Source organism: Pontibacter saemangeumensis (assembly GCF_039541895.1).
Taxonomy (GTDB): Bacteria; Bacteroidota; Bacteroidia; order Cytophagales; family Hymenobacteraceae; genus Pontibacter; species Pontibacter saemangeumensis.
The window spans coordinates 40,532-65,913 of record NZ_BAABHC010000011.1; the positions used below are offsets into that span (position 1 = coordinate 40,532).

The window sequence follows — 25,382 nt, forward strand, 5'->3', positions numbered from 1 at the left end:
AGGATTAAAATTTAACGAAGCGCGGCCGCTCGCGCACCACCACCACCACGACAAAGGCGGCACACAAAGCCAGGTGGTACAGATGGCGCAGCCAGAAATTCGCGATCTCCACCCCGAGCGCCAGCCACACCAGGCCCGCCGCCAGCAGGATGTAGCCGAGGATGGTTTTAACCGGGTAGGGGATGGGGTAGTGGCGGTTGCCCAGGAGGTAACTGACCAGCGCCATGCTGAAGTAACAGACGAGCGTGGCGATGGCCGAGCCCATATAGCCCAAAACCGGGATCAGGAGCAGGTTGAATATAATCGTGATGGTCGCGCCGCCAAAGCTGATATAGGTGCCGAATTTTGTCTTGTCCGTGAGCTTAAACCACACCGAGAGGTTGTAGTAAACGCCCAGGAACAGGTTGGCCAGCAGCAGCACCGGCACCACCATAATTCCCTCGCGGTAATCGGCGCCGCGCAGAAACAAGGCAAAGTCTTCTAAGTTGGCGGAGATGAACAGGAAGATAAAGGCACACACGATCACAAACCATTTCATGATGAAGGCAAATGTCTGCGGCGAGTCCTTCTCCTCGGCCTGCGAGAAGAAGAACGGCTCGGCGGCGTAACGGAAAGCCTGTATGGCCAGCGTCATGAAAATGGCCAGTTTGTAGCAGGCGCTATATATACCGATCGCGTCGAAATTGCTTTTGCCGGGGTAAAAGCCCTCCGGCAGCCACTCCTGCAGGAGAATACGGTCGAGCAGTTCGTTCACGGCGCCCGCCAGGCCCATGAACAGCAGCGGGTAGGCGTACACCAGCATGGGGCGCAGCAGTTCCAGGTTCAGCTCCAGCCGGAAGCTTGCGAATTCTCTCCATAGCATGGGGATGATGAGGGCGTTTGCCACCAGGTTGATCAGGAAGATATAGCCGATGCCGAAATCCGGGATGTATATATAAGCGACCAACGGCCGCAGTTCCTGCAGGTAATCGCCGTTATATATAGCGCGGCAAAGCACCAGGAAAAACATGTTGGCCCCCACCGTAAGCAGGATGTTGGCGAGTTTGACAGAGGCGAACTTCACCGCTTTGTTTTGCAGCCGCAGCCTGGCAAAGGGTATCGCTACGATGGCATCCACCGCGAGGATCACCGCCAGCCATACCACATACTCCTGCTGCTCAGGGAAGCCTATATAGCGGGCGATGGCCCCGGAGGCGAGGATGAGTACCGTTGTGAAAAGAAGGCTGCTGCAGATAATCAGGCTGAGTACCTGGTTGTAGAGTTTGTCTCGGTCGGACCCGGGCTTGTTGGCGAAGCGGAAAAAGGCCGTCTCCATGCCGTAGGTGTAGAGGATGTTGAAGAAACCGACTCCCGCGTACAGGTAGGACATCACGCCGAATTCCTCTGTTAGAAGAACGGCCGTGTAGATGGGTACGAGCAGGTAATTGAGGGCCCTGCCGACGATGCTGCTTAATCCATAGGCGGCTGTCTGCCCAACCAATTTCTTGGCTATACTCATGTCATGGGGTTGAGGGTCGGGGGGAGGAGAAGATTAGATGCCTTTAAAAACCGCCTTGCGCTTCTCCATAAACGCGTTGGTGCCTTCCACAAAGTCCTCGGAGGCGCAGCAGCGGGCAAAGGCGTTTGCCTCTGTCTGGTAGCCGTTCTCCTCTTTGTCATATACGGCATTCACGCCTTCAATCACCAGGCCCACGGCCAGCGGGGCCTTGCTCATGATCTTCTGCAGGATTTCCACGCAACGGGGCAGCAGTTCTTCCGGCGCCACCACGTAGTTTGCCAGACCAAGTGCCAGGGCCTCTTCCGCCGTCACCATATCGCCGGTCATCAGCAGTTCCATCGCCTTGCCTTTGCCCACCAGCTGCGTCAGGCGCTGCGTGCCGCCGTAGCCGGGTATCAGCCCCAGGTTCACTTCCGGCTGGCCGAAGCGGGCGCCGGTGCTGGCAACACGCATATGGCAGGCCATGGCCAGCTCGCAGCCGCCGCCCAGGGCAAAGCCGTTCACAGCGGCTATCACGGGCTTGTTGCAGCGCTCAATCATGCCAAACGTCTCCTGCCCGCGCTCCGAGAAGTTCCTCGCGGTCACCTCGCTCAGCTCCGTGATCTCAGCGATGTCAGCCCCGGCGACAAAAGCCTTCGGGCCGGCACCCGTAATGATCACGCCCTTCACGTCGGCGTCGTCATATACCCGCTGCATGGCCGTCCTTATCTCTTTGACGGTATCTATGTTCAGTGCGTTCAGTTTGTCTGCCCTGTTGACGGTGATCGTCAGGATCCCGTTTTCCAGGTGAAGCAGCAGGTTCTCGAATGTAGCCATACGTTGATCTAACTCCGGTTAAAACCAATTTTTACTTTCGCAAAGATAGTGATTTCATTTGTTCCCTAAAGCCCTAAAAAAGGAGCCCATCACGAGAGAGGGGCGGGGAGCGCTGGGAAAGTCTCGCGTAATCCCTATGTTTGCAGAATCATTATTAACTGCAGCGTAAAACAAGCACATGGGATTTTTTTCAGAGTTCAGGAAGTTCGCCGTCAAGGGCAACGTCATCGACCTGGCCGTCGGCGTGGTGATCGGCGCGGCCTTCGGTGGCATCACCAAGTCGCTGGTAGACGACGTGATCATGCCGCCGCTGGGCCTGCTGGTCAGCAACGTTAACTTTTCGCGGCTGCACCTGGTGCTGCGCGATGCCCTGGTGGAAAACGGGGAGGTGGTGGAGCAGGCGGTGACCCTTAACTACGGCAACTTCCTGCAGGCGGTCTTCAACTTCCTGATCATTGCCTTTGCCATTTTCCTGCTGGTGCGCACCATCAACCGCATCCGCGAGAACGAGGCGGCCAAGCCTGCCGCGCCTGTTAACAAGCAGGAAGTGCTGCTGGCTGAGATACGCGACCTGCTGAAAGGAGACAACGACGCCTCCGCCTCCCGGCCCGATAACAAAGTTGTATAAGCAAGCCCCTGTTCATGCTAAAACATTTCCCTTCCCTTCTCTTTCTTTCCATTACCTTTCTTTTATGTTCCGGCCCCTTCTCCGGCGCCATTGCCCAGGATACGGCCGCAGATACCACCAACATATGGGATTTCGGTGGCACCGGCACCCTTAACTTCAGCCAGGTGAGCCTGACGAACTGGGCCGCCGGGGGGCAGAACTCGCTCTCCGTGCTGGGCATCGCCAATATGTTTGCCAATTACGAACAGGGGAAAAACACCTGGAACAACTCCCTCGACTTTACCTACGGCCTGGTGAAACTGGAGGGCAGGCGCATGCAAAAAAGCGACGATAAACTGGAACTGAACCTGAAGTACGGGTACCGCGCCACGGCGCACTGGTTTTACACCGCGCAGGTGAACCTGAAAACCCAGCTCACGCCCACCTATACCGCCTCGCGCGACACGCTGATCTCGGATTTTTTTGCCCCGGCCTATATCCTCACCTCGCTGGGGATGGACTACAAGCCCAATGAGAAGCTGTCGGTGTTCCTGTCGCCGTTTACGGGCAAGTTTACGGTGGTGAAGAGTCAGTTTTTGGCAGACCAGGGAGCCTTCGGGGTGGCCCCGGCGGGGAAAGATGTGGAAGGGGACCCGGTACCGGGTACGGGGGAGCATTTCCGCAAGGAGTTCGGCGGTTATGTAAACGTGCGCTATAAAAACGAGATTGTCCAGAACGTGACGCTGCAGTCCAAGCTCGACCTCTTCACCAATTACCTGCGCAACCCGCAGAACGTGGATGTGGCCTGGGAAAACCTCGTGAACTTCCAGGTGAACAAATACATATCTGCCAGCCTGTTCGCGCACCTGATCTACGACGATGACATAAAGGTAGCGGTAGACCGGAACGACGATGGCAGCACAGACGGAAGAGGCCCGAGGATGCAACTGAAGCAGACATTGGGGATCGGCCTCTCCTATAATTTTAAATAGCAGAACTTTTGCGGTAAAACTACGTGTTATGGGAGAACATAATTTTTTAAGAAGAACCCACGTTATATCCCTGATACGCGAATAAGATTCTATGATGAAAGTAACCCTGCTGCTGTTTTCGCTCGCAACTATTCTGTTTTACTCAGAGGCAAAGGCCCAGACTTCCCAGAGCAGCACCGTCTCCACCAAGGATGAGTATTGGGGAACTGCCAAGGCAGAGCCCAAGGCCGCCGCCGTGGACGCCGTGAGCCGCCGTGCAGAGGGCTTAGACACCCGCTTCAACGCCTATGAGGACGACCGGCGCAAGTCCTTCGACAAAAAGAAGATCGCGCGCAGCAAGCGGATGAAGGAAATTCTGAAAAAAGAGGAGAAGATGATGAAGAAGCACAGACGCGACAAACGCCGCCTGCGCCGTTCACAGTAGCAGCAACGCTACTTCCATATATAAAAAGCGCCTGTCACGTTCTTCGTGGCAGGCGCTTTTGTGTTCAGAAAGGTCAATTATTGAGGCAGGTGTTGAGCCTCGCTGCCTGCTTTATATATGGCGCCGCTCTGTCTCCGTCCTGAATAGCCGCTTCACCATGTAGCCTTCCCTTCATTTACTTACTACCGGCAAGGCGATATCAGCTACATGATTCTGATCTATATCTTGTTAGAGAGACGCTGGCATTTCCCGCATACTGCTCATAAGATACTTCCCGGATGATCGGGACGAGGGGCTTTTCCAGGTAGGAAATGGCACATATATGAATGATGGTTTAATGTGCTGCTATATATAAATTCTGATCTATTGACCATGGGGTATATAAACAGGACGCCCCGGCTACCTGAGCAGCCGGGGCGTCCTGTTTATATATAAGTGCCGACGCTACTACAGCGTTCGCTTCACTTCTTTCTCAGTGTACGCTTCAATCACGTCGCCTTCCTGGATGTCGTTGTAGTTCTTCAGGCTGATACCGCACTCAAAGCCCTGCCTTACTTCGGACACATCGTCCTTGAAGCGCTTCAGCGCGAGAATCTCGCCGTCCATTACCACAATACCGTCGCGCACCAGCCTTACTTTGGCGTTGCGCTGAATCGTGCCATCCGTTACCATACAACCGGCGATGGTACCCACTTTCGTGATCTTAAACACGTCACGCACTTCTGCGTTACCAGTGATCTCTTCTTTCAGCGTTGGTGCCAGCATGCCTTCCATGGCGTCTTTCACCTCGTTAATCGCATCGTAGATGATCGAGTACAGGCGCACGTCGATCTGCTCCTGCTCTGCCAGCTTGCGGGCGTTCACCGAAGGGCGGACCTGGAAACCGATGATGATCGCGTCGGAGGCAGAGGCCAGCAACACATCAGACTCGGAAATGGCCCCCACGCCTTTGTTGATGATGCTCACCTGCACCTCAGGCGTAGACAGCTTCAGCAGGGAGTCGGAAAGGGCTTCCACCGATCCGTCCACGTCGCCTTTCACAATCACGTTCAGCTCCTTGAATGTACCAATGGCCAGGCGGCGTCCGATTTCATCCAACGTGATGTGCTTGCGGGTACGCAGGCTTTGCTCGCGCTGCACCTGTGAGCGGTTAGAGGCAATTTCACGTGCCTCGCGCTCCGATTCCATCACCAGGAACTTGTCACCGGCCTGCGGCGCACCGTCCAGGCCGAGCAACTGCACCGGCGTAGACGGACCGGCCTCTTTCATTTTCTTGCCGAGGTGGTTGGTCATGGCCTTCACTCTACCGTAATGCGATCCCGCCAATACTATATCCCCGATATGGAGCGTACCTGTCTGCACCAGCATCGTAGCCACATAGCCACGCCCTTTGTCCAGGGAGGCTTCGATCACGGTTCCGACCGCTGCGCGATCCGGGTTCGCTTTCAGCTCGAGCAGCTCGGCCTCCAGCAATACCTTCTCCAGCAGGTCCGGGATACCCGCGCCTGTTTTAGCCGATACCTCCTGCGACTGGTACTTACCGCCCCATTCTTCCACCAGGATGTTCATCTGGGCGAGCTCTTCGCGCACTTTATCCGGGTTGGCGCCTGGCTTGTCTATTTTGTTGAGCGCGATGATAATCGGCGAACCGGCCGCCTGCGCGTGGTTGATCGCCTCTTTTGTTTGTGGCATCACCGAGTCGTCAGCGGCGATCACGATGATCACCACGTCTGTTACCTTGGCACCACGGGCACGCATCGCCGTAAAGGCCTCGTGGCCCGGGGTATCGAGGAAGGTGATGGTACGGCCGCTTTCGGTCTGCACCTTGTAGGCACCGATGTGCTGCGTAATACCACCGGCCTCACCGGCTGTCACGTTTGCGTTCCGGATGTAGTCGAGCAGGGAGGTTTTACCGTGGTCAACGTGGCCCATGATCGTGACGATCGGCGCACGCTCTTCCAGGTCTTCCTCGTTCTCCTCGGTTATATCTTCCAGGGCCTGCTCGTCCTCGGATGTGATGAAGTCGACATCGTAGCCGAACTCATCTGCAATGATGGTGATGGCTTCGGCGTCAAGGCGCTGGTTGATGGACACGAACATGCCCAACTGCATACACACTTTGATTACCTCGTTCACGCTGATGTCCATCAGCGACGCCAGGTCGTTGGCCGACACGAACTCCGTTACACGCAGCGTCTTCGACTCAGCCTGCTCCGCCATGCGGCGCTCTTCGGTTGCATCGGCGATGGCAGAGCGCTTCTCGCGGCGGTATTTGGCGCGGTTTCCGCCGCCGCCGCCTTTGCCGCCGCTAAGTTTCGCCAGCGTCGCCTTAATCTGCTCCTGGATTTCCTTATCGGTTACTTCCGTTTTAACCGGCCTGCCAACAGGGGCGTTCGATCGCTGCGGACCTCTTCCGCCTCCCGGCCTTGGCGGGCGCTGCTGCGCGCCGCCGCCACGTTGCTGGGCCGGAACGGTAGGCCGTTGATTGCCCTGTCCGGGACCCTGGCCTTGCTGCTGGCCCTGCGCGGCACCCTCTGTGCCAACAATAATGCGCTTGCGCTTTTTCTTCTTGCCTTTCTTGTCGTCTGACGACGCCACCGGCTTAGATCCTTTTCTGCGCGACTCTACCGGCAATTCTATTTTGCCAAGTACCGTCAGACCTTTCAGTTGGTCTGCTCTTCCTGAAATCTTTTCTATGTTCTCTTGGGTTTCTTTGTTACTTTCTGCGTCAGGAGTGGCCGGTTGCTGTGGCGCCGTCTCTGGGGCAGGTGCTTGAGGTGCTTCGGCGGCTGGCTTCGCAGCGGCCGGGGCAGTTTCTGGTTGTGCTACGGGAGCCTCGGGTTCCTTTGGCTTGGCAGGAGCCTCAGGAGCCTTGGCTGATACGGGTGCTTCCTGCTGCTCCGGTGCCGCGGCTTTAGGGGCCTCGGGTGCGGCAGGGGCAGGCTGCTCAGGAGCAGGGGCCTCAACTTCCTGCTTTGGAGTTTCCGGCTTGGGTGCCTCCGCAACGGGTGTCGGTTCTGGCGCCGGTGCCGGAGCAGGCGCCGCTGCGGGCTCCGGTTGTTTCGGAACGGGGCGGCCTTTGGCATCCAACTCTATCTTGCCCAGCACTTTTATGCCGGGAAGTTTTGCGGCAGGCTCTGCCGGTGCCGCCGCTGGCTTAGGGGCCGGCGCAGCCGGTGCCTCCTGCTTGTGCTGGCTGCCGTTCTTTATCAGGATCTCCTGCTCAGGCTCGCTTTGTTTCTTCGGCTCCTGGTGAAACGGCTTATCCGAGTCGATCACCTGGTTGCTTTGCGGCTTCTTGCCAATGTTTATTTCCTCTGCCTCCTGCTTGTCCTGCATAGAGGAAGCGTACTCTTTCGCCAGCATACTGAACTGCTCCGCAGTGATTTTGGTCGTGGGTTTGTTGTCCACGTCAAAACCTTTAGCAGAGAGGTACTCTACAATGGTATTGGTACCAATGTTTAATTTTGTCGCAACCTGTTTAAGCCTCCTTGTTTGTTCTTCTGCCATTTTGTTCTAATATGCTGTCTTTTAATTCGATCTTAATAAATATATAGTTGCCTTGCCAGAGATAAATAGGTTCGCTTTGCTGTAATTACTTCAAAATTAAGCGATCAGCACGCAACTCACAACTATTGATTGTCTTCTTCTTCCAACTCCTCGCGCAGGATCGAGAGCACATCGTCAATGGTTTCCTCCTCCAGCTCGGTGCGGCGCAGCAAATCCTCTTTGCTCACAGCCAGTACGCTCTTCGCCGTGTCGAGGCCAATGCGTCTGAGTTCTGCGATCACCCAGTCCTCGATCTCATCCGTGAATTCCTCCAGGCTGATGTCCTCCTCGTAACTTTCAGACTCACGGAACACATCTATCTCGAGGCCAACCAAACGGCTCGCCAGCTTAATGTTCTGCCCACCTTTGCCGATGGCCAGCGATACCTGGTCCGGCTTCAGGAACACCGACACGCGGCCGTTTTCCTCGTCGATCTTCATGCTGCTGATCTTGGCGGGGCTAAGGGCGCGCTGTATATATAGCTCGGTGTTTTCGGTGTAGTTGATCACGTCGATGTTCTCGTTCTCCAACTCGCGCACAATGCTGTGTATGCGGGAGCCCTTCATGCCCACGCAGGCACCCACGGGGTCAATGCGGTCATCGAAGGACTCTACGGCCACCTTGGCTCGCTCGCCGGGCTCGCGCACGATTTTTTTGATGGCGATGAGGCCGTCGTATATCTCCGGCACCTCATTCTCGAACAGGCGCTCCAGGAACGCAGGGGAGGTGCGGGAAAGGATGATCTTCGGGTTTCCGTTCACGATCTCCACACGCTGCACCACGGCACGCACTACGTCGCCTTTGCGGTAACGGTCTTTCGGGATCTGCTCTACCTTCGGTATCAGCAGTTCGTTTTCCTCCTGGTCAAGCAGCAACACCTCGCGGTTCCACACCTGGTACACCTCCCCGGAGATGATCTCACCCACCTGGTCTTTGTACTTCTGGAAAACCAGCTCTTTCTCCATGTCTTTGATGCGCTGGATCAGGGTCTGGCGGGCTGTGAGCACGGCGCGGCGGCCAAAGTCCTCCAGTTTCACCTCTTCCGACACTTCCTCACCCACCTCAAAGTCAGGCTCAATCTTACGGGCATCCGAAAGGCTGATCTTATCGTGGTCCCAGATGTCCTCGGAGTTGTCGTCCACGATCTCGCGGTTACGCCATATCTCCAGGTCACCTTTCTCCACGTTAAGGATGATGTCAAAGTTCTCGTCGGTACCCCACTTCTTACGGATCATGGTGCGGAACACATCCTCCAGGATGCGCATCATGGTCGGGCGGTCAATGTTCTTGAATTTCGCGAATTCCGAGAACGACTCGATCAGGACTGAACTATTCATTATTTTATCATTTAAAAGATATTACAACATTTGCTTTCACAATATCCCCGTAAGGTATTTGCACAGGCACATACGTTGCCTTTTTGCCTTTTTGTTTTACTTCCTCCAGCAGGCTGAGGCCCGTTCCGGTCACCTCCTCCAGCTTTCCTGTTTTCTCGGTGCCGTCCTGCAGCCTCAGCTTCAGGCTGCGGCCCAGGTTGCGCCTAAACTGCTGCGGCTGCGTGAGCGGGAAATCCAGGCCGGGCGAGCTTACCTCCAGCACATAGCTCGCTTCCTCCTCGCCCAGCATCTCCTCGATCTGCTTGTTGATGCGGCGGCTGATGGTGGCGCACTGGTCAATCGTGATGCCCTGCTCGCCATCGGCAAGCACCGTTATCTTCGGGCGGACCGGCGTGTCAGACACGGCCACGTCCACGATAAACAGGTCCTGCTCCGGCAGGCTTGCCTCCGCCATCTTCCTTATGGTTGTTGCAGTAAGTGCCATAGCAAACTTTAAGAAATAAAGAAGGGGACTCCGTGTCCCCTCATCTCCTTAGAAATAATGGCAAATTTACTACAAAATCCTAAGATAAACAACATGCCGTGCCGCCATTGCCTCTATTAAATTATTGCGATGCTCTAAATTGTGGCAAAAGTAAAGGCAAAAGCCTGCTGCAACCCAAGGCTGCCGGGAAGCCTGATTTGTAACAAAGCCCCCGTTGCAATAGTTCGTATTGCGCAGAGCTGACGCCTATATAACCAAATGTGGATTAGCGGGGTTCCTGTATATTTCTGTCTGCCGGCGTAGGGTAGATAATCTCTTAATTCGTAAGTTTGCTTTTGTGTCAGATTCCTTCAAAAAAATACGCAGGCGTATATGGCTTGTCCTTAACATCGGGGTGGTGTTCTGGCTGCTGGCAGGTGTGCTGTGCCTGCAGGTGCCGCCGCAGGAGTTCTGGCCAGCCGGCTTCGTGGCGTTCTCGCTGCCGGGGGCGCTCGTGCTCAATTTCTTCTTTTTGTTATACTGGGTGCTGAGCCGCTCGTGGCTGTTTGTGCTGCCGCTGACGGTGCTGCTGCTCGGCTGGAACTACTACGCCCGCCTGCTGGCCATCAACTTTGAGCAGGAGCCGCCAAAAGGGGCTAAGGCCCTGCAGGTGCTGAGCTTTAACACGCACATGTTTAACGCCTACCTGGGCCAGACCCCGAAAGAGGCAGAGGCCGCAAAGGAAATGATCGAATGGATAGCGGAGCACCCGGCGGATGTGTACTGCCTGCAGGAGTTTTACAGCAAGCGCCACTCTAACCTCTACAATACGATCAGCAAGATCGGGGTGCGGTATAACAAGCACCGGTTCTTTTCGGTGGCCAACGTGGATCGGGAGAAGGGCGATATCGGGGTTGCGATTTTTTCGATCTACCCCATTATAGAGAAGGGGGTGATTAATTTCAACAAGTCGAGCGCAAACCGGGTTATATGGACGGACCTGGATGTGAAGGGCGACACGGTGCGCATCTATGCGGCGCACCTGCAGTCGATGAGCATCAAGTCGGAGGACATTGAGAACACCTACTCGGCCATCGGCAACGAAGAGAGCTTTAAGAAGGAGGGGCGGAACCTGGCAAGGCGCCTCCGAAACGGCTTTGTGGCCAGGGGGGAGCAGGTCAACATGCTGTTGGAGCATGTGCGCGAGTCGCCGTACCGGGCGATTGTGTGCGGCGACTTTAACGACATCCCCTTCAGCTACACCTACAATGAACTGGCCGAAGTGATGGAGAATGCCTTTGTGAAAGCAGGTACCGGTATAGGCGCCACGTACAACGGGCCGCTGCCTTTTCTTCGCATCGATAACCAGTTTTACACAAGCGGGCTTCGGGCTGTCGGGTTTGAGACGCACCACGAAATGGGCCTTTCTGATCATTATCCTATATCGGCTACGTATGTGGTGGAGCCACGCACGGAAGAGGCGCGTTAGGAGATAGGAGGCAATATGCATAGCTTTGAACTTTAATCGCCCCGTACCTGAAAGAAAGGGCAACCTATATATAAGTGCGACACCACCTGGTGAGCATACGTGATTTTGACCATGCAACAGAAACTGAACCTGTACAATACGCTGACGCGAAAGAAAGAAGTGTTTGAGCCGCTGCACCCGCCGCTGGTGGGGATGTACGTCTGCGGTCCTACTGTATATGGCGAGCCGCACCTGGGCCATGCCCGCAGCGCCGTGACCTACGACGTGCTCTACCGCTTCCTCAAAAGCCAGGGGTATAAGGTGCGCTACGTGCGCAACGTAACGGATGTGGGCCACCTGGAGAACGACGCGGACGAGGGCGAAGACAAGATCGAGAAACGCGCCAAGCTGGAGCACCTGGAGCCGATGGAGGTGGTGCAGCACTATACTAACATCTACCACGAGGAGCTGCGGAAGCTGAAAGTGCTGCCGCCGGATATAGAGCCGCGCGCCTCCGGCCATATCATCGAGCAGATCGGGATGATTCAGGAAATCATTGACAACGGGCTGGCGTACGAGGTCAACGGGTCTATTTACTTCGATGTGAAAGCCTATAACAAGGACCATCACTACGGCAAGCTGTCCGGCCGCAACATCGATGACCTGCTGGGCAACACCCGCGACACCGAGGGGCAGGATGATAAACGATCACCCGTGGATTTCGCGCTTTGGAAAAAAGCCTCGCCGGCGCACATCATGCGCTGGCCCTCGCCGTGGAGCGACGGCTTCCCGGGGTGGCACCTGGAGTGCTCGGCCATGAGCCGCAAGTACTTAGGCACAACCTTTGATATACACGGGGGCGGACTGGACCTGATGTTCCCGCACCACGAGTGCGAGATAGCGCAGAGCCAGGCCAGCAACAGCCACACCGACGCCGCCCGCTACTGGATCCACAACAACATGATCACGGTGAACGGGCAGAAGATGGGCAAGTCGCTGGGCAACTTCATCAACCTGAGCGAGCTGTTCAGCGGCAATCACGAGATGCTGGAGCAGGCTTACACGCCGATGACGGTGCGCTTTTTTATCCTGCAGGCGCACTACCGCAGCACGCTCGACTTCAGCAATGAGGCGCTGCAGGCGGCCCGGAAGGGGTACACCAAGCTGATGAACGGCCTGAACGTGCTGAAAAAGCTGGAGTACCCGGAAAATACGGCCGCTGTGGAGCCGGATGAAAAGCTGAACGAGGAAATGCTGCGGCTGACCGAGGACTGCTACCGGGGCATGAACGACGATCTGAACACCGCCCGCACCATCGCCTCGCTCTTTAACCTGCTGAAGAAAATCAACAGCCTGAACCTGGGGCAGATCAGCATGGAGCAGTTGACGCGCGGAACGTTCGACACCATCCGGGATACCTACCAGGAGCTGGTGCTGGATGTGCTGGGGCTGCAGGAAGAGCCGCTGGGTGATATGGAGGAGATGCTGGACCTGGTGCTGCAGTTTTACAAAGAAGCGAAAGAAAATAAACATTACGACAAAGTAGACGTGATCCGGGCCGAGCTGAAGAAGCAGGGCATCGTGATCAAAGACCTGAAAACAGGAATTGACTGGGCTTATGAAGAATAACCTATATATGCTGGCACTGCTCCTATGCGGCTTTCTTTTTATGAACGGTTGCGACTCGGCAGAGAAAGGCAGTGCGCAGCTCTCTAAGGTAGAGGAGGAGAAAGCGACGGTGCAGGCGCCCGCCTTCAACGCCGACACGGCCTACGCCCTGGTGGCGAAGCAGGTAGCCTTCGGGCCGCGCGTGCCGAACACCGCCGCCCACTATGCCACCGGCGAGTGGATCGTGGCAAAGCTGAAGGAGTATGGCGCGGAGGTGAAAGAGCAGAAGTTCCAGATGGAGGCCTACAACGGCACCACCCTGAACCTGCGCAACGTGATCGCCTCCTTCAACCCCGGTGCCGCAAACCGTGTGCTGCTGGCCGCCCACTGGGACACCCGCCCGCTGGCCGACAAGGACGAGAACGAGCCAAACAAGCCGATAGCAGGTGCCAACGACGGCGCCAGCGGCGTGGGCGTGTTGCTGGAGATTGCCCGCACATTGCACACGGCGCAGCAAAAGCCGGACATAGGCGTGGATATGATCTTCTTCGACGGGGAGGACTACGGGCAGCCGGACAACAGCGGCATGCCCTACAAAGACAATACCTGGTGCCTGGGCTCGCAGTACTGGAGCAAGAACAAGCATGTGCCCAACTACAGGGCCAACTTCGGCGTGCTGGTGGATATGGTGGGCGCCGAGAATGCCCGCTTTGCCCGCGAAGGCCATTCCATGCAGTTTGCCCGCCAGATCGTGAACAAGGTGTGGAAGGCGGGAAACAACATCGGGTACTCCGACTACTTTAAATACGTGAATGCCCCGGCCATTATCGACGACCACTACTACGTGAACAAGTTCGGCAATATCCGCATGATTGATATCATTGAGTACAACATGAACAACCCGGATGATTATTTCGGCCCGTACCACCACCGCCACACCGACAACATGGATGTGATCAGCAAAAACACGCTGAAGGCGGTAGGGCAAACGCTGCTGCACGTTGTATATAATGAATAGCATGCAGCCACGGCATTAAAGCAGAAGAGGGAACCGCCGTCGGCGGTTCCCTCTTCTGCTTTAATGCCGTGTGTCTTTACTTAATCAGGTTCTCCTGGGCCATTCTGCTGGCGGTTAACTCGGCAAGCGTTTCGGAGGCTTTCCGGAGGCTGGCCGGGCTGTACGACTTAGACTGGGCAGACCACAGCAGGTTCTCTGTGTGCACATCATATAGGTTTGTCTCCAAGAAGTATATCTTCTCCTCGGTATAATAACCGGGTTCGTAGAGGGTGGGCAGCCAGTAGGTATAATAGCCCCTGAACCGGCCGTACCAGCCAAACCGGGTGACCGGGGCATAGCCGTAGTTGCCCGGCACGTAACGGGTCTCCGTTTCCTCGTCCAGCAGGGCCACCGTCAGGATGGCGCCGTAGTCCTGGTCTTTTATCTTCTGGAGCAGCTTGTTCACATCAGGGCCATCCTCGCTCACAGTCGGGGGTAACAGGTCCATGCTTCTGATGGCGGTGATGCCCCGCTGCTGGAGCTGTGTTTGCATGTCGGTTTCCACCGTCTGCCTGGCTCGGATGTTATCCGTGATAGCGGCGACGACGATCCTGTCATAATCACGGTTGCCGACCTCCGGGTTTTTCCAGGTGCCCGTTATCCTGGTGGACGGTGCGCAGCCATATAACCCTGCCCCAACTAAAAGCATGGAGAGGAAAGACAGGAATGCCCGGGTAGGGAAATGGAAGTTTCTTCTCATAAGTCTGTTGCTGGTTAAGTAGTTGCGATGTTTATATAACGCAGCTTCAGGGCTTTTGATGTGTTGCACAGGCCTGCATCCTCGCCAGCAGGAAGGGCTTTTCCATCTTATGCACCATGGCTCCCGGGAGATGTGTTGGGGGCAAGGCTATATATAGCAGGCACAGCAGCAGGTCGTTTCTCCCTCAGTTTGTACGGCAGCGTTCACTATCTGCAAACTTTAAGTAACAGCCTGCATGTCTGCCTGGTAACCAAGCCCGGCCCGCATTTATGTGCACAATCACGGTGCAGATGATCGTAACCTCCCGTATACCTACTTAAGCACACACAAACAAGTAAAGTATTCTGGTCACTAAAAGTAAGACAGATGACGTACGATAACATTGTTTCGACACTTGGTGCTGATGCAGAGGGCCTGCTGCAGTACGAGAGCAACACGTTCCCGAAGGCGCAGCTGCACCTGCCGGGGCCGGATTTCATCGACAGGGTTTTTGCCCAGACCAACCGGAGCCCGCAGGTGTTGCGCAACCTGCAGCAGCTCTACAGCCACGGCCGCCTTGCCGGCACCGGCTATATATCCATCCTGCCCATCGACCAGGGCATTGAGCACACGGCGGGCGCCTCGTTTGCCCCGAACCCGATCTACTTCGACCCGGAGAACATTTTGAGGCTGGCGCTGGAGGGCGGCTGCAATGCTGTGGCCACCACCTTCGGCACTCTGGCCATGATGTCCCGAAAGTACGCCCACAAGATCCCGTTCATCGTCAAGATCAACCACAACGAGCTGCTGACTTACCCCACCAAATACAACCAGATCATGTTCGGGTCGGTGGAGGATGCCTGGAACCTGGGCGCGGCGGCCGTGGGGGCTACCATCTACTTCGGCTCGGAGGAGTCGTCGCGGCAGCTGGTAGAGGTGGCGGCGGCCTTTGAGCGGGCGCACCAGCTGGGCATGGCCACCATCCTGTGGTGCTACACCCGCAACAGCGCCTTCAAAAAGGACGGCACCGACTACCACGTGGCCGCCGACCTCACCGGGCAGGCCAACCATTTAGGGGTCACCATTCAGGCCGATATCATCAAGCAGAAACTGCCCGAGAACAACGGCGGGTTCAAGGCCATCAATTTCTCCAAGTACGACGAGAGGATGTACACCGAGCTGAGCACCGGACACCCGATTGACCTGTGCCGCTACCAGGTCGCGAATTGCTATATGGGCCGCGCCGGCCTCATTAACTCAGGCGGTGCGTCGCAGGGAGCCTCTGACCTGCAGCAGTCGGTGCGCACGGCGGTTATCAACAAGCGCGCGGGCGGCATGGGGCTCATCCTGGGCCGCCGGGCTTTCCAAAGGCCGTTTGCCGAAGGCGTGGAACTGCTGAACGCCGTGCAGGATGTGTACCTGGCAAACGAGATTACAGTGGCGTAATGTGTAGCACAACTGCAGATAATTACATATTTTTGTAGCCTGCCTCTCCGGTACCTTCTTCCGAGGCTGTTTAGGCAGGTTATGCGATTTTCACACTTTACTTGCCGAGAAAAGTGTACACCCAAAATTTAAAGTGCAGCAAGCACGCTTTTGTCTATGATGCCTTGGTTTAAAAGAGTTGAAAAAGGAATCCATACCCCCACAGAGGAGAAAAAGGAGACGCCGGATGGGTTGTGGTACAAGTGCCCGGAGTGCAAAGCCGTGATCAGCATGGCCGAGCACCGCAAAAACCTGAACACCTGCGTGAAGTGCGACTACCACGACCGGATCGGGTCAGAGGAGTATTTCGCCATCCTGTTCGACGACAACAAATTCACGGAACTGGACGGGAACCTGACCTCCGGAGACCCGCTTAACTTTGTGGACTCCAAGCCATATCCGCAGCGCATTGCCGCCACAGAGAAGAAGACAGGGCTGAAGGATGCCGTCCGGACGGCTTACGGCAAAATGAACGGCCAGAACATTACCATCGCCTGCATGGACTTTGCCTTTATCGGCGGTTCGATGGGTTCGGTGGTGGGCGAGAAGATTTCCCGCGCCATAGACCACGCCCGCGAAACCCGCACCCCTTTTATGATGATCTCCAAATCGGGGGGCGCCCGCATGATGGAAGCCGGCTTCTCGCTGATGCAGATGGCCAAGACCTCGGCCAAACTGGCGCTGCTCTCAGAGGAGCGCCTGCCATATATATCCCTGCTGACCGACCCAACCACCGGTGGTGTGACAGCCTCCTATGCCATGCTGGGCGACTTCAACATTGCGGAGCCCGGCGCCCTGATCGGTTTTGCGGGTCCGCGCGTAATCCGGGAAACGATCGGCAAAGACCTACCCAAGGATTTCCAGAGTGCTGAGTTCGTGCTGGAGCACGGCTTCCTCGACTTTATCGTGGACCGGAAGGCGCTGAAGCAAAAGCTTACGGACCTGCTGGAGATGGTGATGCCGAAGGAGACCCCGAAGAGCGAGAAGCCTAAAAAACTCAGAGCTACCTCCAAAGCCTCTTAGCGCTATTATATAGAAACAGCACGGCCCGTTACTCGTAGCGGGCCGTGCTGTTTCTATATAGCCTATATGCTTCAGGGTCATGACTTTAAAAATAAAGCATGAAAAATATATGACTGCCGAAATATATATACCGGGGTAAAGCGCGTTTTGGCATAAGAGTTGTAAACAGTGAGTCATGCATGCATCCTCTTGACGCAATCAACACCTAACCGTAACCACATTCACTTATATTGCCAAAATTTACAGATTAAGATCATGAAACTAAGAAACCTATCCCTGAGCACGCTTTTAGCCGCTACTGTACTTTTCTCTTCGTGCCAGACAACGGCACCTGTGGCAGGCTCGGGCAATACAGAAACAACGACACAAGCCAAAACCGCCGACCCTGCAGAACAGGAAGCAGCGAAGCCCGGCATGAAGAAAACGACCAAAGGCGGCCTGATCGGGGCTGGTGGCGGCGCCGTGATTGGGGGCTTGATCGGTAACAGGCTGGGCAACACAGCGGCCGGTGCCATTGTGGGAGCCGCCGTAGGCGGGGCCACGGGGGCCATTATCGGCCGGCGCATGGACAAGCAGGCCGAGGAACTGGAGAAATCAATGGAAGGCGCTAAAGTAGAGCGCGTGGGCGAGGCGATCCGCGTGAACTTCGACTCCGGTATCCTTTTCCCGGTAAACTCCGCAGAACTGAGCGCCGCCGCCAAGCGTGATGTAGAGAAACTGGCCACCACCCTGAAAGACTACGACGGCACCAACGTGATTATAGAGGGCCATACCGACAACACCGGCTCTTACGAGCTGAACCAGAAACTGTCGGAGCGCCGTGCAGAGGCGGTGGCTGCCTATGCCCGTAGCCTGGGTGTGGAGGGCTCGCGCCTGCAGGCCAAAGGCTATAGCTACGACCAGCCGATAGCTGACAACAGCACGGCACAGGGCCGCCAGGAGAACCGACGCGTGGAGATCATCATCGTGGCGAACGAAGAGCTGAAGCAGGCGGCTGAAAGCGGCGAGATAAAAGAATAAAGGACTTTCCTGTTTTTATAGGGCGGCGTCTGCTGGTGCAAACCGGCGGGCGCTGTTTTTTACAGGTGCTGCACAGCTAATCATAAGTTGGCAGCGGTAACGGAGGATAACCTGAAAACATTGCTGACGTTTAAGTATGCAATAATGGTTATATAACGCGCTAACGATCAGGGTGCAGTGCTGATGCGTTAGCTGACAGCAACATGAAAACCGTATCAGGCAGCTCCTCTAACGAAAACATTTTAAAATTAAAGGAGTAATTACCACTGAGCTTTCGGGCTCGTAACAAAAGACAAAATGGAAACCATGAAAAACCTAAGGATTTACCTCTCAATATTCGCCATTCTTGGCCTGTTATCCACCTCGTGTTCATCAAGCCAGCAAGCCGGCACAAGCACCGGCAACGACCGCGGTGGCATGAGTAAAACCGCGAAAGGCGGTATTATTGGTGCAGGCTCTGGTGCCGTGGTAGGCGGCGTAATCGGCCGGGTGGCCGGTAACACGGCCGCGGGTGCCATTATCGGTGCCGCTGTGGGCGGTACCACCGGTGCCATTATTGGCCGTAGAATGGACAAGCAGGCCGAGGAACTGCGCCGAGACCTGGAGAATGCCGAGGTAGAACGCGTAGGGGAAGGTATCAAAATCACGTTTGATTCGGGTATCCTCTTCAATACGAACTCTGCACAGCTGCAGAGCGGGGCGCAAACCGAAATCGCTAAGCTGGCCGAAACGCTGAAGAAGTACCCGGACACCAACATTGTGATTGAAGGGCATACCGACAACACGGGTTCCCCTGCCATCAACCAGCCGCTTTCTGAGCGCCGTGCGCAGGCAGTAGCCGACTATGCCGCCTCTATGGGGGTAGACCGTAGCCGTATGACGACACAGGGCTATGCCGCCGAGCAGCCGATTGCCGATAACTCAACTGAAGACGGCCGACGTCAGAACCGCCGTGTGGAAATCGCCATCTTCGCCAACGAGAAAATGAAAAAGGCCGCTGAGAGAGGCGACTTGTAACAAAACGTATATATTGACTATAAGCCAGCCGCGCCCTTTGGTGCGGCTGGTTTTTTGTGCCAACTATATTTACCCACAAAATCGAACTCCTGTGGCTGCAGTAGGCAGGACAGGCTATTATTAAAATGAAAAAGGTTATATACATCGCCCTGCTCAGCGTGTTAATTACGGCTTTCTTTAGCGCCTGCGAACGCATCCTCGACCAGTCGTCTGTGGAGGTGCTCACCAGCAAGGGCGTGGCCGCAGAATCGAAATAAAATTGACTTTATATATGTGCCTATAGCAGGACAAAGGCCGTGCAGTTTATGCTGTGTGTATAGGTGTATATAGGCCAAATTAAGCCGGGACCGTTTAGGGCTTACTGCGTGCAGAAAGAGAAGGCGGTTTAATCCAGCTTGACCACGCAGCGCAGCAGAGAAATGTCTTGCACGAATTAGGCGGATGTGGGCTGAATAAACTTACCCAATAATCCAAGGCCGGGCGGTACGCCCGTTACGGTTGCCTTGCCTGATTTTTCCGCAGCGCGAATGCCACACTCATGGCGATCAGCCCGCCGGCAAACGCCAGGGCAATGTCTTTCTGCGCATCCCATATATCGCCCTGCATCCCTAAAAAAGTCATGCCCTGCTCTGCGCCGCTGTAAGCCACATCAGCGACAAGCCACTCCACCACCTCATATATGGAGCTAAGCGACAGGATGAACTCCACAGGCAGCAGGTAGCTCAGGAATTTCCTCACCTTTAAGGCGCCGGCCAGCACCTCGTGCATGGGGTAAGCCAGCAACAGCCCGAACCCGAAGTGCACCATCCTGTCGTAGTTGTTTCGCTGTTGGTCCAGTTGCGCTTTCAGCCACTCCCCAAACGGGTTTTCAGCATACTGGTATTGGCTGCCATATACGTGCAGCAGCAGGAAAAGGAAGATGAGCGTGTAGCTGGTGTCGGAGAAGCGGAAGATGTTGTAAAAAGCCACCAGGAAGATGACCATTGAAAGCGTGAGCGTGTTCTCCATCAGCCAGTTCTTCATATCTGGCGTAGTAAGCCCGGTATAAATCCAGAAAGCGGTAAACAACGCACTGTATAGCAGGTGCAGCGGCTGGTGCAGGAAGGAAGGTTTGAGGGCGGGATTCGCGGTCATGCTTACATGGTACCTCTTGTCGAAGCTTTTTGTTCCGCAGCATTAACCCCTGCAACAGGATATAGTTTTGAGGCGTGCCGCGCCTGCCCCCCATAGGTAGGTACTCAAATGCTGTTGCGGCCGCAGCAGCAAGGCTTTCGAGGCCCGGCCATATATGGGAATATCGGTCAGGCCATCAGGGCCTTCTCGTAAAATACCAGCCGGATGGGGTTGTCGTGCGGGTTTTTGGTGGGGTCGCAGTGATAGCCGAACATACTGATGCCGTTCATATAGGGCAGCAGCTTTTTGTAATAGGTGTGGCCGGTGTTGTCGGCCGAAAAAGTGATGTCGTGGAAAACACAGGTTCTTTTCTCGGGGAGTCGCTCCAGGCGCTCAAACAGGCTCTCCGGCCTGCCCAGGTCACCGGAGTACACGATGCGGGTCTCGTTGTCGAAAATGTAGGCGTAGCTTTGCATGCCCTCCGCGTGCTGCCCATACGTGTCGATGGGGATGATACCCTCTACCTGGTCAAGCGGCACAAACTCAGCATACTTCTCCGGGTCTTTTACCTGTATCTGCAGAAACTGGTACAACTGCTGCCTGAATTGCTCCGAAGGGTAAAGTAAAACAGGCCGCGGGCTTTTCTCTATGATCCGCTTATATAAAAGCAGGTTGGCGAGGCTGCCGCAGTGGTCGTTGTGCAGGTGCGTGAGCAGGATATACTCTACTTTCCCAATCAGGTTCTTCTCTACCAGTGTCGGGAACACAGTAAAGCCACAATCAATTAGTATATGGATGCCTCTGAACTCCAGCAGAGCGGCTGAGTTGCGGTAATCGGTGTCGAATGCGCCGCCTGTCCCTAAAAATTTAATCTGCATAGGAGTGTTATAGAAAGTGTCATCGGGACAATACCATAAAGATTAAAACGTATAGCGCTAAAGATGTAAAATGGTTGTGTATATAGTTATAATATTCTTCTGATTAATACACATATGGCAAAGTCGAAGCCTCAAAGATGCAAAAGTTGATGGAATTGGGATTATTTAGGTTCGCCCAGAGCGGCTTTAATACCGGAGCGGCTTTAACAGAAGCGCCACCGCACCCGTAAACAGGGGTCTGAAAACACGCTGCCCATGGATGCTCACACACTGACGCCGCCCGAAAAGACGCTGCTGACCCACCAACTTCTGAACGGGGCATATAAGCGACTGACCCTCGACAGCCGCCGCAGCCCCATGCACGAGCTCATCTCGACCATGCTCTCCCACCGCACCACCCATGCCGACGAGGAAAAGGCGTACCACACCATGCTGGAACGCTTCGGCGATTGGGAAGGAGTGCTGAATGCTGACCCGGGCGAGCTGGCGGATGCCATCAAAACCACCCGCTATCCCGGCCAGAAAGCGCCTCAGATACAACAGACATTGCGAATTATAAAGGAGGAACAAGGCGAGATCAGCATCGATTTTCTGAAAGACATGCCGGAGGATGAGGCGATGGCCTGGCTTACGCGCCTGCCGGGCGTAGGGCTAAAGACCGCGACGCTGCTCCTGCTCTTCAACTTTAAAAAACCCTTGCTACCCGTCGATACCCACGTTTTCCGGGTAAGCCAGCGCGTGGGGCTAATCGGGGCGAAGGTAACGGCCAACAAAGCCCACAACCTGCTGCTCCAGATGCTGCCCAAAGACGCCGTCGAACTCTTCAACTTCCACAAGCACCTGTTCTGGCACGGCCAGCGGGTTTGCACCTTCTTCAGCCCCAAATGTGAGGCGTGTGTGCTTCGCGGCATCTGCAACTACTTCCACGATGTGCGGGAGAAGGGGATAGACCAGGCGGCCTGAGAGTAAGCCCGGTTAACAGCATGCTTGTAAGCACTGTCATGCCGCACTGCTTTGCGAAGAACTCTTGGTGGTGTCAGCAGAATGCTTTTGCGGGTTATATGGATCAAAATAAGCCTGGCCGAAGGCGAGTATGCCCTTTTGGGGAATCCAGAAGTCAGCCAGCCCGGCTTGTTCTTTCAGTGGTGCCGGTTTCCCGAAGTCGATGCCGTTCATGGAGGCATGGCTCTCTTTGATTGTCCAAATCGTTTTGGGGTTTGCTGTAAAGTGCTGCCCGTTTGGCACAATGCCGGTTAGGCCGATTTTCGCCACGCCCAGCGTCGCGCTTGCTACCTTCCCCATCAGCCCGAGGATAAAGCCGTTTTTCCAGGCACTGTCAGGTAACAGGCTGCCGATCCCGTTCAGGAGGATGGTGGCAGGAGTGGAGGACGCTCTCACAAACCAGGTGAGGTCTACACGCCGGATGCTGACCTGAAAACTGAAGTCGTCGAGCCACTCGATCACAACGGGTTCTATATAGGTATGCTTCGCCTCTTTACCGAAATACCTGGTGCAGGTTAGCCTGGGGTCGTGGTCAGCATAAAAGGACCACTCCTTTGCCGGGTTTCTGTGCCAAACCGACGTGTAGCCTTTCCCAACAGACGAGGCTACAAAATGGCGAAGCGCCAGCACATGCCCCGACTCAAACGGAAGCCCCATCACGCCCATGCCGTTAAACCGCTCCTCATCTCCGGGCGGGAGTGACTTCTCGGCTTCTACCTTATCAAATAGCTCTCTTGGGTACATCTGTCATACAAGCTTCTTTCTGATGCACGCCCTGCATTTTATTTACGCTACTGAACTGAAACCGGCTAACCACCCGCGGCAGCTCGCCGGTCAGACAAGCTTGTAATTTAAAGCTACGCTGATTTTGTGCTTAGCGGGGTGCGGGCACACCGCGACAAGGCAATTGCCGGATTAACGGCTGAGTTTGTTGTCGTAAAATCGCAATTCTATATATATTAAAAATAATATTATAATAATAAATTATTGCAATATATTGTATGCATAGTAGGATATATTTCCTTATATTCATATCTAAACATAAAAGAAGGTTATGAAGAAAAATACTTTATTGTTATCGCACCTCGTGCATGCAGGCAAGCGCAGTCTGTTCAGAAGGTCACTGTCTGTGCTGGCGGTTGCTTCCTCCGTTGCTTTGCTATCGGCTTGTGAAAGCGCCCCGGATGAATCAGTGGCCCCTGCGACGGAACTGGGGCAACTGGCGGATGTGCAGCAGGCAAAAGGAATGCTGGGAGTTAACATCCTGCTCAAAGCGCCTGTTACGGAAAATATCCTGAGCGAGCTGAAGCGATACGGCACTGTGAAGGAAGTCATTCCTGAGATCAACGCATTGACAATGCTCGTGGCAGCCGATAAGCTGGAGATTATCCAGAGTTTAGCGTATGTGGATATGGCTAACCCGGACGCCGAGAGAAAGGGCGCCCCCGTGGATGCCGTGTCTGTTGCCGATTTCACGGGCGGCCTGAATACCTGGAACCTGGATGCCGTGAACGTGACGGAGCTCGGCGAGGGCCGCACGGTGCAGCAGGATGCAACCGGTGTGTATGTCGGCGTGCTGGATACCGGCCTGCTCGATTCGTGGCGGCAGTACTTTCCTGAGGAGCGGATTGCCACGCAATACGCGAAATCGTTTGGAGGGGGCGGTGCAGTGAATGTTGGTAATGTGGCGGAGCAGCCAAATAAGTGGGAGCATGATCAGAATTCGCACGGCACGCACGTAACCAGCACCATTATTGGCTTTAACCTCAGAGGCACGGCCATCAACGGCGTTGCGCCTAAAGCAACGATCATTCCGGTGAAGGTGTTGAACCAGAACGGCTCCGGCTGGTCTTCGGTAATCGCACGCGGCATCGTGTATATGGCTAACCTGAAAGCAGGTCCATTGAAGGATTCTCCTGTGGTGGTGAACATGAGCCTGGGAGGCGGCGCGCTGGATGCTGTCGAGAAAGCTGCGGTTGATTATGCCATCGCGCAAGGTGTGATCATTGTCGCCTCTGCCGGTAACAGCGGCAAAGCGGGGATGGGTTACCCGGGCGCGTACGCCCCTGTCATCAGCGTGGCAAGCGCGGGTCTTAAAGCAGAGTTCAGCGTTCCCGCCTGGTGGTATGCCCTGGATGTGCCAGAGACACTGGATCCGAACCCCTACTATATCGCCTCCTACTCCAGCATTGCACGATCAGGACAAGACCTGGATGTAACGGCCCCCGGTTCTAACATAGTAGGCCCCTATCAAAACAACAGTGGCAACCTGTCCTACTATTACCTGTCCGGCACCTCGATGGCGAGCCCACACGTAGCCGGCATTGTGGCACTGATGGCACAGGAGAACCCGGCCCTGAGAGCAGACCAGGCAGAGAGTGTTTTAGAGGCCGCTGCTGTTCTTTTGCCCGATTGGAAAGCTGAGGAAGCAGGGGCTGGCTTTATTACTGCGGATGCTGCCCTGGGCACAGTGCAGTAAGTTGTAAGAGATATATTAAGCAGAAGCGCCACCCTTATGGTTTTAAGGGTGGCGCTTCTGCTATTTGGCGCCTCGTGCAAAGGAAAGAGCGGGCAGTGCTGATCAGGCGATAATATGCCCCGCCCGCCGTCTTATGTCCGAATCCTGCGCCTTTTCAGAATGAGTGAAGCTCCCACCAGACCTACAAGCAAAGCTGCTATATAGATATAGACCAAGTCCCGGTCCGCATGCTCCCCGAGCCAGAACTTAAGGCCGGCAACAGCTATGGCCACGGCTACTACAGTAAGCCAAAAAGGAAGTATGCTGTCTTGCCCGGGCATTACAGGCGCCGGGGGCAATTTGAGGATCGCATATAATATGACATAGGCACCCACCAGGGAGCTTACCCGTTGCATGATATAGAAAGCGGATACTTCCTCACCTCCGATGTATATGCTGTTGAGCATAAAGGGCAGCCAGTCGTCCGCGCGGCCGCCCTTGTGCGTGAAGCTGTCCCAGAAAATGTGGGAGGCGGCGCCTAGTAGCACCGAGCCGATAACGACCGGGTAATGCTGCTTGAAATAACCCACCCAGTCGGTGTGCTTGAACCTGCGCAGGCGCCTGGACATAAACACCGGCAGGTTATCAATCAGCGCGTCCCGCACGATCAGGTGAAAGATAAAGGCGATCAGCAGCCCGATGGGCAGGTTAAAGTAGAAAATGCTGCGCCAGGTATGGCTGTGGGGGTCATGCGCTGACATGGTTATAAATTTCTCGAAGTCAGGAGCCATGCTGCCTGCTACCAACCCTGTCAAAGATGTCCACCGCCTGGAAACGGCATGCACAGGCAAAATAAGAGCAGGGTGCGAAAAAGTAAAGGGCATTTGT

The 25,382-nt window shown here is 55.2% G+C and carries 23 protein-coding genes; 13 read left to right on the forward strand and 10 right to left on the reverse strand.

The genetic code is table 11. The features are described from left to right. Window positions 1–4: 4 nt before the first annotated feature. Both ABD920_RS10085 and ABD920_RS10090 read right to left on the reverse strand, forming a co-directional pair. Complete coding sequence (locus ABD920_RS10085) at window positions 5–1,498, reverse strand: lipopolysaccharide biosynthesis protein (protein WP_345158744.1); 1,494 nt, start codon at window positions 1,496–1,498, stop codon at window positions 5–7. 33 nt (window positions 1,499–1,531) lie between these two features. Next, the gene (locus ABD920_RS10090; protein WP_345158745.1) at window positions 1,532–2,314 is read right to left on the reverse strand and encodes an enoyl-CoA hydratase/isomerase family protein; all 783 of its coding nucleotides are present in this window, start codon (window positions 2,312–2,314) and stop codon (window positions 1,532–1,534) included. Window positions 2,315–2,492: 178 nt separating this feature from the next. Here ABD920_RS10090 and mscL point away from each other — a divergent pair, with 178 nt between their 5' ends. The 3 genes from mscL to ABD920_RS10105 all read left to right on the forward strand — a co-directional run bounded on the left by mscL (window position 2,493) and on the right by ABD920_RS10105 (window position 4,337). Beyond that, window positions 2,493–2,942: a large-conductance mechanosensitive channel protein MscL gene (gene mscL, locus ABD920_RS10095; protein WP_345158747.1), complete on the forward strand. Its 450-nt coding sequence runs from the start codon at window positions 2,493–2,495 to the stop codon at window positions 2,940–2,942. Between the two features lie 14 nt (window positions 2,943–2,956). Then, window positions 2,957–3,913 carry a DUF3078 domain-containing protein gene (locus ABD920_RS10100; protein ID WP_345158748.1) on the forward strand — a complete coding sequence of 319 codons (957 nt, stop codon included), beginning with the start codon at window positions 2,957–2,959 and terminating at the stop codon, window positions 3,911–3,913. 91 nt (window positions 3,914–4,004) lie between these two features. After that, on the forward strand, window positions 4,005–4,337 hold the full coding sequence (locus ABD920_RS10105) for a hypothetical protein (RefSeq protein ID WP_345158750.1): 333 nt from the start codon (window positions 4,005–4,007) through the stop codon (window positions 4,335–4,337). A gap of 447 nt (window positions 4,338–4,784) precedes the next feature. On the opposite strand, the gene infB is transcribed toward ABD920_RS10105, so the two are convergent. The 3 genes from infB to ABD920_RS10120 form a co-directional block, all read right to left on the reverse strand. Then, window positions 4,785–7,847, reverse strand: a complete 3,063-nt coding sequence (infB, locus tag ABD920_RS10110) for a translation initiation factor IF-2 (RefSeq protein ID WP_345158751.1) — start codon at window positions 7,845–7,847, stop codon at window positions 4,785–4,787. Window positions 7,848–7,969: 122 nt separating this feature from the next. Beyond that, the gene (nusA, locus tag ABD920_RS10115; RefSeq protein ID WP_345158753.1) at window positions 7,970–9,223 is read right to left on the reverse strand and encodes a transcription termination factor NusA; all 1,254 of its coding nucleotides are present in this window, start codon (window positions 9,221–9,223) and stop codon (window positions 7,970–7,972) included. A 7-nt stretch (window positions 9,224–9,230) separates the two neighbouring features. After that, a complete protein-coding gene (locus ABD920_RS10120; protein ID WP_345158754.1) occupies window positions 9,231–9,707 on the reverse strand; it encodes a ribosome maturation factor RimP in 477 nt (158 codons plus the stop codon). A 337-nt stretch (window positions 9,708–10,044) separates the two neighbouring features. On the opposite strand from ABD920_RS10120, the gene ABD920_RS10125 reads away from it, so the two are divergent. From ABD920_RS10125 to ABD920_RS10135, 3 genes are all read left to right on the forward strand, one after another. Beyond that, window positions 10,045–11,175, forward strand: a complete 1,131-nt coding sequence (locus tag ABD920_RS10125; RefSeq protein ID WP_345158755.1) for an endonuclease/exonuclease/phosphatase family protein — start codon at window positions 10,045–10,047, stop codon at window positions 11,173–11,175. A 111-nt stretch (window positions 11,176–11,286) separates the two neighbouring features. Beyond that, on the forward strand, window positions 11,287–12,783 hold the full coding sequence (gene cysS, locus ABD920_RS10130) for a cysteine--tRNA ligase (RefSeq protein WP_345158757.1): 1,497 nt from the start codon (window positions 11,287–11,289) through the stop codon (window positions 12,781–12,783). Continuing rightward, window positions 12,773–13,780, forward strand: a complete 1,008-nt coding sequence (locus tag ABD920_RS10135; protein ID WP_345158758.1) for a M28 family peptidase — start codon at window positions 12,773–12,775, stop codon at window positions 13,778–13,780. Before cysS ends, ABD920_RS10135 begins: the two co-directional genes overlap by 11 nt. Before the next feature lie 76 nt (window positions 13,781–13,856). Here ABD920_RS10135 and ABD920_RS10140 read toward each other — a convergent pair whose 3' ends face one another. After that, window positions 13,857–14,519 (reverse strand): hypothetical protein, encoded by a 663-nt coding sequence (locus ABD920_RS10140; protein ID WP_345158759.1) that lies wholly within the window; start codon window positions 14,517–14,519, stop codon window positions 13,857–13,859. Between the two features lie 366 nt (window positions 14,520–14,885). Here ABD920_RS10140 and ABD920_RS10145 point away from each other — a divergent pair, with 366 nt between their 5' ends. The 5 genes from ABD920_RS10145 to ABD920_RS10165 all read left to right on the forward strand — a co-directional run bounded on the left by ABD920_RS10145 (window position 14,886) and on the right by ABD920_RS10165 (window position 19,300). Next, window positions 14,886–15,944: a class I fructose-bisphosphate aldolase gene (locus tag ABD920_RS10145; RefSeq protein ID WP_345158760.1), complete on the forward strand. Its 1,059-nt coding sequence runs from the start codon at window positions 14,886–14,888 to the stop codon at window positions 15,942–15,944. A gap of 159 nt (window positions 15,945–16,103) precedes the next feature. Then, a complete protein-coding gene (accD, locus tag ABD920_RS10150) occupies window positions 16,104–17,006 on the forward strand; it encodes an acetyl-CoA carboxylase, carboxyltransferase subunit beta (protein WP_345158881.1) in 903 nt (300 codons plus the stop codon). A 255-nt stretch (window positions 17,007–17,261) separates the two neighbouring features. Then, on the forward strand, window positions 17,262–18,026 hold the full coding sequence (locus ABD920_RS10155; protein WP_345158762.1) for a YiaD family glycine zipper/OmpA-like lipoprotein: 765 nt from the start codon (window positions 17,262–17,264) through the stop codon (window positions 18,024–18,026). Between the two features lie 306 nt (window positions 18,027–18,332). Continuing rightward, complete coding sequence (locus ABD920_RS10160) at window positions 18,333–19,043, forward strand: YiaD family glycine zipper/OmpA-like lipoprotein (protein ID WP_345158763.1); 711 nt, start codon at window positions 18,333–18,335, stop codon at window positions 19,041–19,043. 125 nt (window positions 19,044–19,168) lie between these two features. Next, window positions 19,169–19,300, forward strand: coding sequence for a hypothetical protein (locus ABD920_RS10165; RefSeq protein WP_345158764.1), 132 nt, complete (start codon window positions 19,169–19,171; stop codon window positions 19,298–19,300). A 235-nt stretch (window positions 19,301–19,535) separates the two neighbouring features. On the opposite strand, the gene ABD920_RS10170 is transcribed toward ABD920_RS10165, so the two are convergent. Both ABD920_RS10170 and ABD920_RS10175 read right to left on the reverse strand, forming a co-directional pair. Continuing rightward, window positions 19,536–20,177, reverse strand: a complete 642-nt coding sequence (locus tag ABD920_RS10170; RefSeq protein WP_345158765.1) for a DUF2238 domain-containing protein — start codon at window positions 20,175–20,177, stop codon at window positions 19,536–19,538. 167 nt (window positions 20,178–20,344) lie between these two features. Continuing rightward, window positions 20,345–21,034, reverse strand: coding sequence for an MBL fold metallo-hydrolase (locus ABD920_RS10175; protein ID WP_345158767.1), 690 nt, complete (start codon window positions 21,032–21,034; stop codon window positions 20,345–20,347). 255 nt (window positions 21,035–21,289) lie between these two features. On the opposite strand from ABD920_RS10175, the gene ABD920_RS10180 reads away from it, so the two are divergent. Next, a complete protein-coding gene (locus ABD920_RS10180; RefSeq protein WP_345158769.1) occupies window positions 21,290–21,997 on the forward strand; it encodes an endonuclease III domain-containing protein in 708 nt (235 codons plus the stop codon). A 36-nt stretch (window positions 21,998–22,033) separates the two neighbouring features. On the opposite strand, the gene ABD920_RS10185 is transcribed toward ABD920_RS10180, so the two are convergent. Beyond that, window positions 22,034–22,780, reverse strand: a complete 747-nt coding sequence (locus ABD920_RS10185) for a hypothetical protein (protein ID WP_345158770.1) — start codon at window positions 22,778–22,780, stop codon at window positions 22,034–22,036. A gap of 310 nt (window positions 22,781–23,090) precedes the next feature. Here ABD920_RS10185 and ABD920_RS10190 point away from each other — a divergent pair, with 310 nt between their 5' ends. After that, entirely contained in the window at window positions 23,091–24,515 is a 1,425-nt protein-coding gene (locus ABD920_RS10190) for a S8 family peptidase (protein WP_345158771.1), read from the forward strand. Between the two features lie 131 nt (window positions 24,516–24,646). Here ABD920_RS10190 and ABD920_RS10195 read toward each other — a convergent pair whose 3' ends face one another. Continuing rightward, the gene (locus ABD920_RS10195; protein WP_345158773.1) at window positions 24,647–25,378 is read right to left on the reverse strand and encodes a DUF4184 family protein; all 732 of its coding nucleotides are present in this window, start codon (window positions 25,376–25,378) and stop codon (window positions 24,647–24,649) included. Window positions 25,379–25,382 lie beyond the last annotated feature (4 nt).

Excerpts from the sequence above, each read along its gene's own strand:
- ABD920_RS10160 (WP_345158763.1), top strand. The coding sequence starts at position 18,333 with ATGAAAAACCTAAGGATTTACCTCTCAATATTCGCCATTCTTGGCCTG.
- ABD920_RS10155 (WP_345158762.1), top strand. The coding sequence starts at position 17,262 with ATGAAACTAAGAAACCTATCCCTGAGCACGCTTTTAGCCGCTACTGTA.
- ABD920_RS10185 (WP_345158770.1), bottom strand. The coding sequence starts at position 22,780 with ATGTACCCAAGAGAGCTATTTGATAAGGTAGAAGCCGAGAAGTCACTC.
- ABD920_RS10100 (WP_345158748.1), top strand. The coding sequence starts at position 2,957 with ATGCTAAAACATTTCCCTTCCCTTCTCTTTCTTTCCATTACCTTTCTT.
- ABD920_RS10090 (WP_345158745.1), bottom strand. The coding sequence starts at position 2,314 with ATGGCTACATTCGAGAACCTGCTGCTTCACCTGGAAAACGGGATCCTG.
- accD (WP_345158881.1), top strand. The coding sequence starts at position 16,104 with ATGCCTTGGTTTAAAAGAGTTGAAAAAGGAATCCATACCCCCACAGAG.
- ABD920_RS10085 (WP_345158744.1), bottom strand. The coding sequence starts at position 1,498 with ATGAGTATAGCCAAGAAATTGGTTGGGCAGACAGCCGCCTATGGATTA.
- ABD920_RS10120 (WP_345158754.1), bottom strand. The coding sequence starts at position 9,707 with ATGGCACTTACTGCAACAACCATAAGGAAGATGGCGGAGGCAAGCCTG.
- ABD920_RS10140 (WP_345158759.1), bottom strand. The coding sequence starts at position 14,519 with ATGAGAAGAAACTTCCATTTCCCTACCCGGGCATTCCTGTCTTTCCTC.
- ABD920_RS10105 (WP_345158750.1), top strand. The coding sequence starts at position 4,005 with ATGATGAAAGTAACCCTGCTGCTGTTTTCGCTCGCAACTATTCTGTTT.
- ABD920_RS10145 (WP_345158760.1), top strand. The coding sequence starts at position 14,886 with ATGACGTACGATAACATTGTTTCGACACTTGGTGCTGATGCAGAGGGC.
- ABD920_RS10135 (WP_345158758.1), top strand. The coding sequence starts at position 12,773 with ATGAAGAATAACCTATATATGCTGGCACTGCTCCTATGCGGCTTTCTT.
- nusA (WP_345158753.1), bottom strand. The coding sequence starts at position 9,223 with ATGAATAGTTCAGTCCTGATCGAGTCGTTCTCGGAATTCGCGAAATTC.
- ABD920_RS10195 (WP_345158773.1), bottom strand. The coding sequence starts at position 25,378 with ATGCCCTTTACTTTTTCGCACCCTGCTCTTATTTTGCCTGTGCATGCC.
- ABD920_RS10190 (WP_345158771.1), top strand. The coding sequence starts at position 23,091 with ATGAAGAAAAATACTTTATTGTTATCGCACCTCGTGCATGCAGGCAAG.
- ABD920_RS10175 (WP_345158767.1), bottom strand. The coding sequence starts at position 21,034 with ATGCAGATTAAATTTTTAGGGACAGGCGGCGCATTCGACACCGATTAC.
- ABD920_RS10180 (WP_345158769.1), top strand. The coding sequence starts at position 21,290 with ATGGATGCTCACACACTGACGCCGCCCGAAAAGACGCTGCTGACCCAC.
- ABD920_RS10165 (WP_345158764.1), top strand. The coding sequence starts at position 19,169 with ATGAAAAAGGTTATATACATCGCCCTGCTCAGCGTGTTAATTACGGCT.
- cysS (WP_345158757.1), top strand. The coding sequence starts at position 11,287 with ATGCAACAGAAACTGAACCTGTACAATACGCTGACGCGAAAGAAAGAA.
- infB (WP_345158751.1), bottom strand. The coding sequence starts at position 7,847 with ATGGCAGAAGAACAAACAAGGAGGCTTAAACAGGTTGCGACAAAATTA.
- ABD920_RS10170 (WP_345158765.1), bottom strand. The coding sequence starts at position 20,177 with ATGACCGCGAATCCCGCCCTCAAACCTTCCTTCCTGCACCAGCCGCTG.
- mscL (WP_345158747.1), top strand. The coding sequence starts at position 2,493 with ATGGGATTTTTTTCAGAGTTCAGGAAGTTCGCCGTCAAGGGCAACGTC.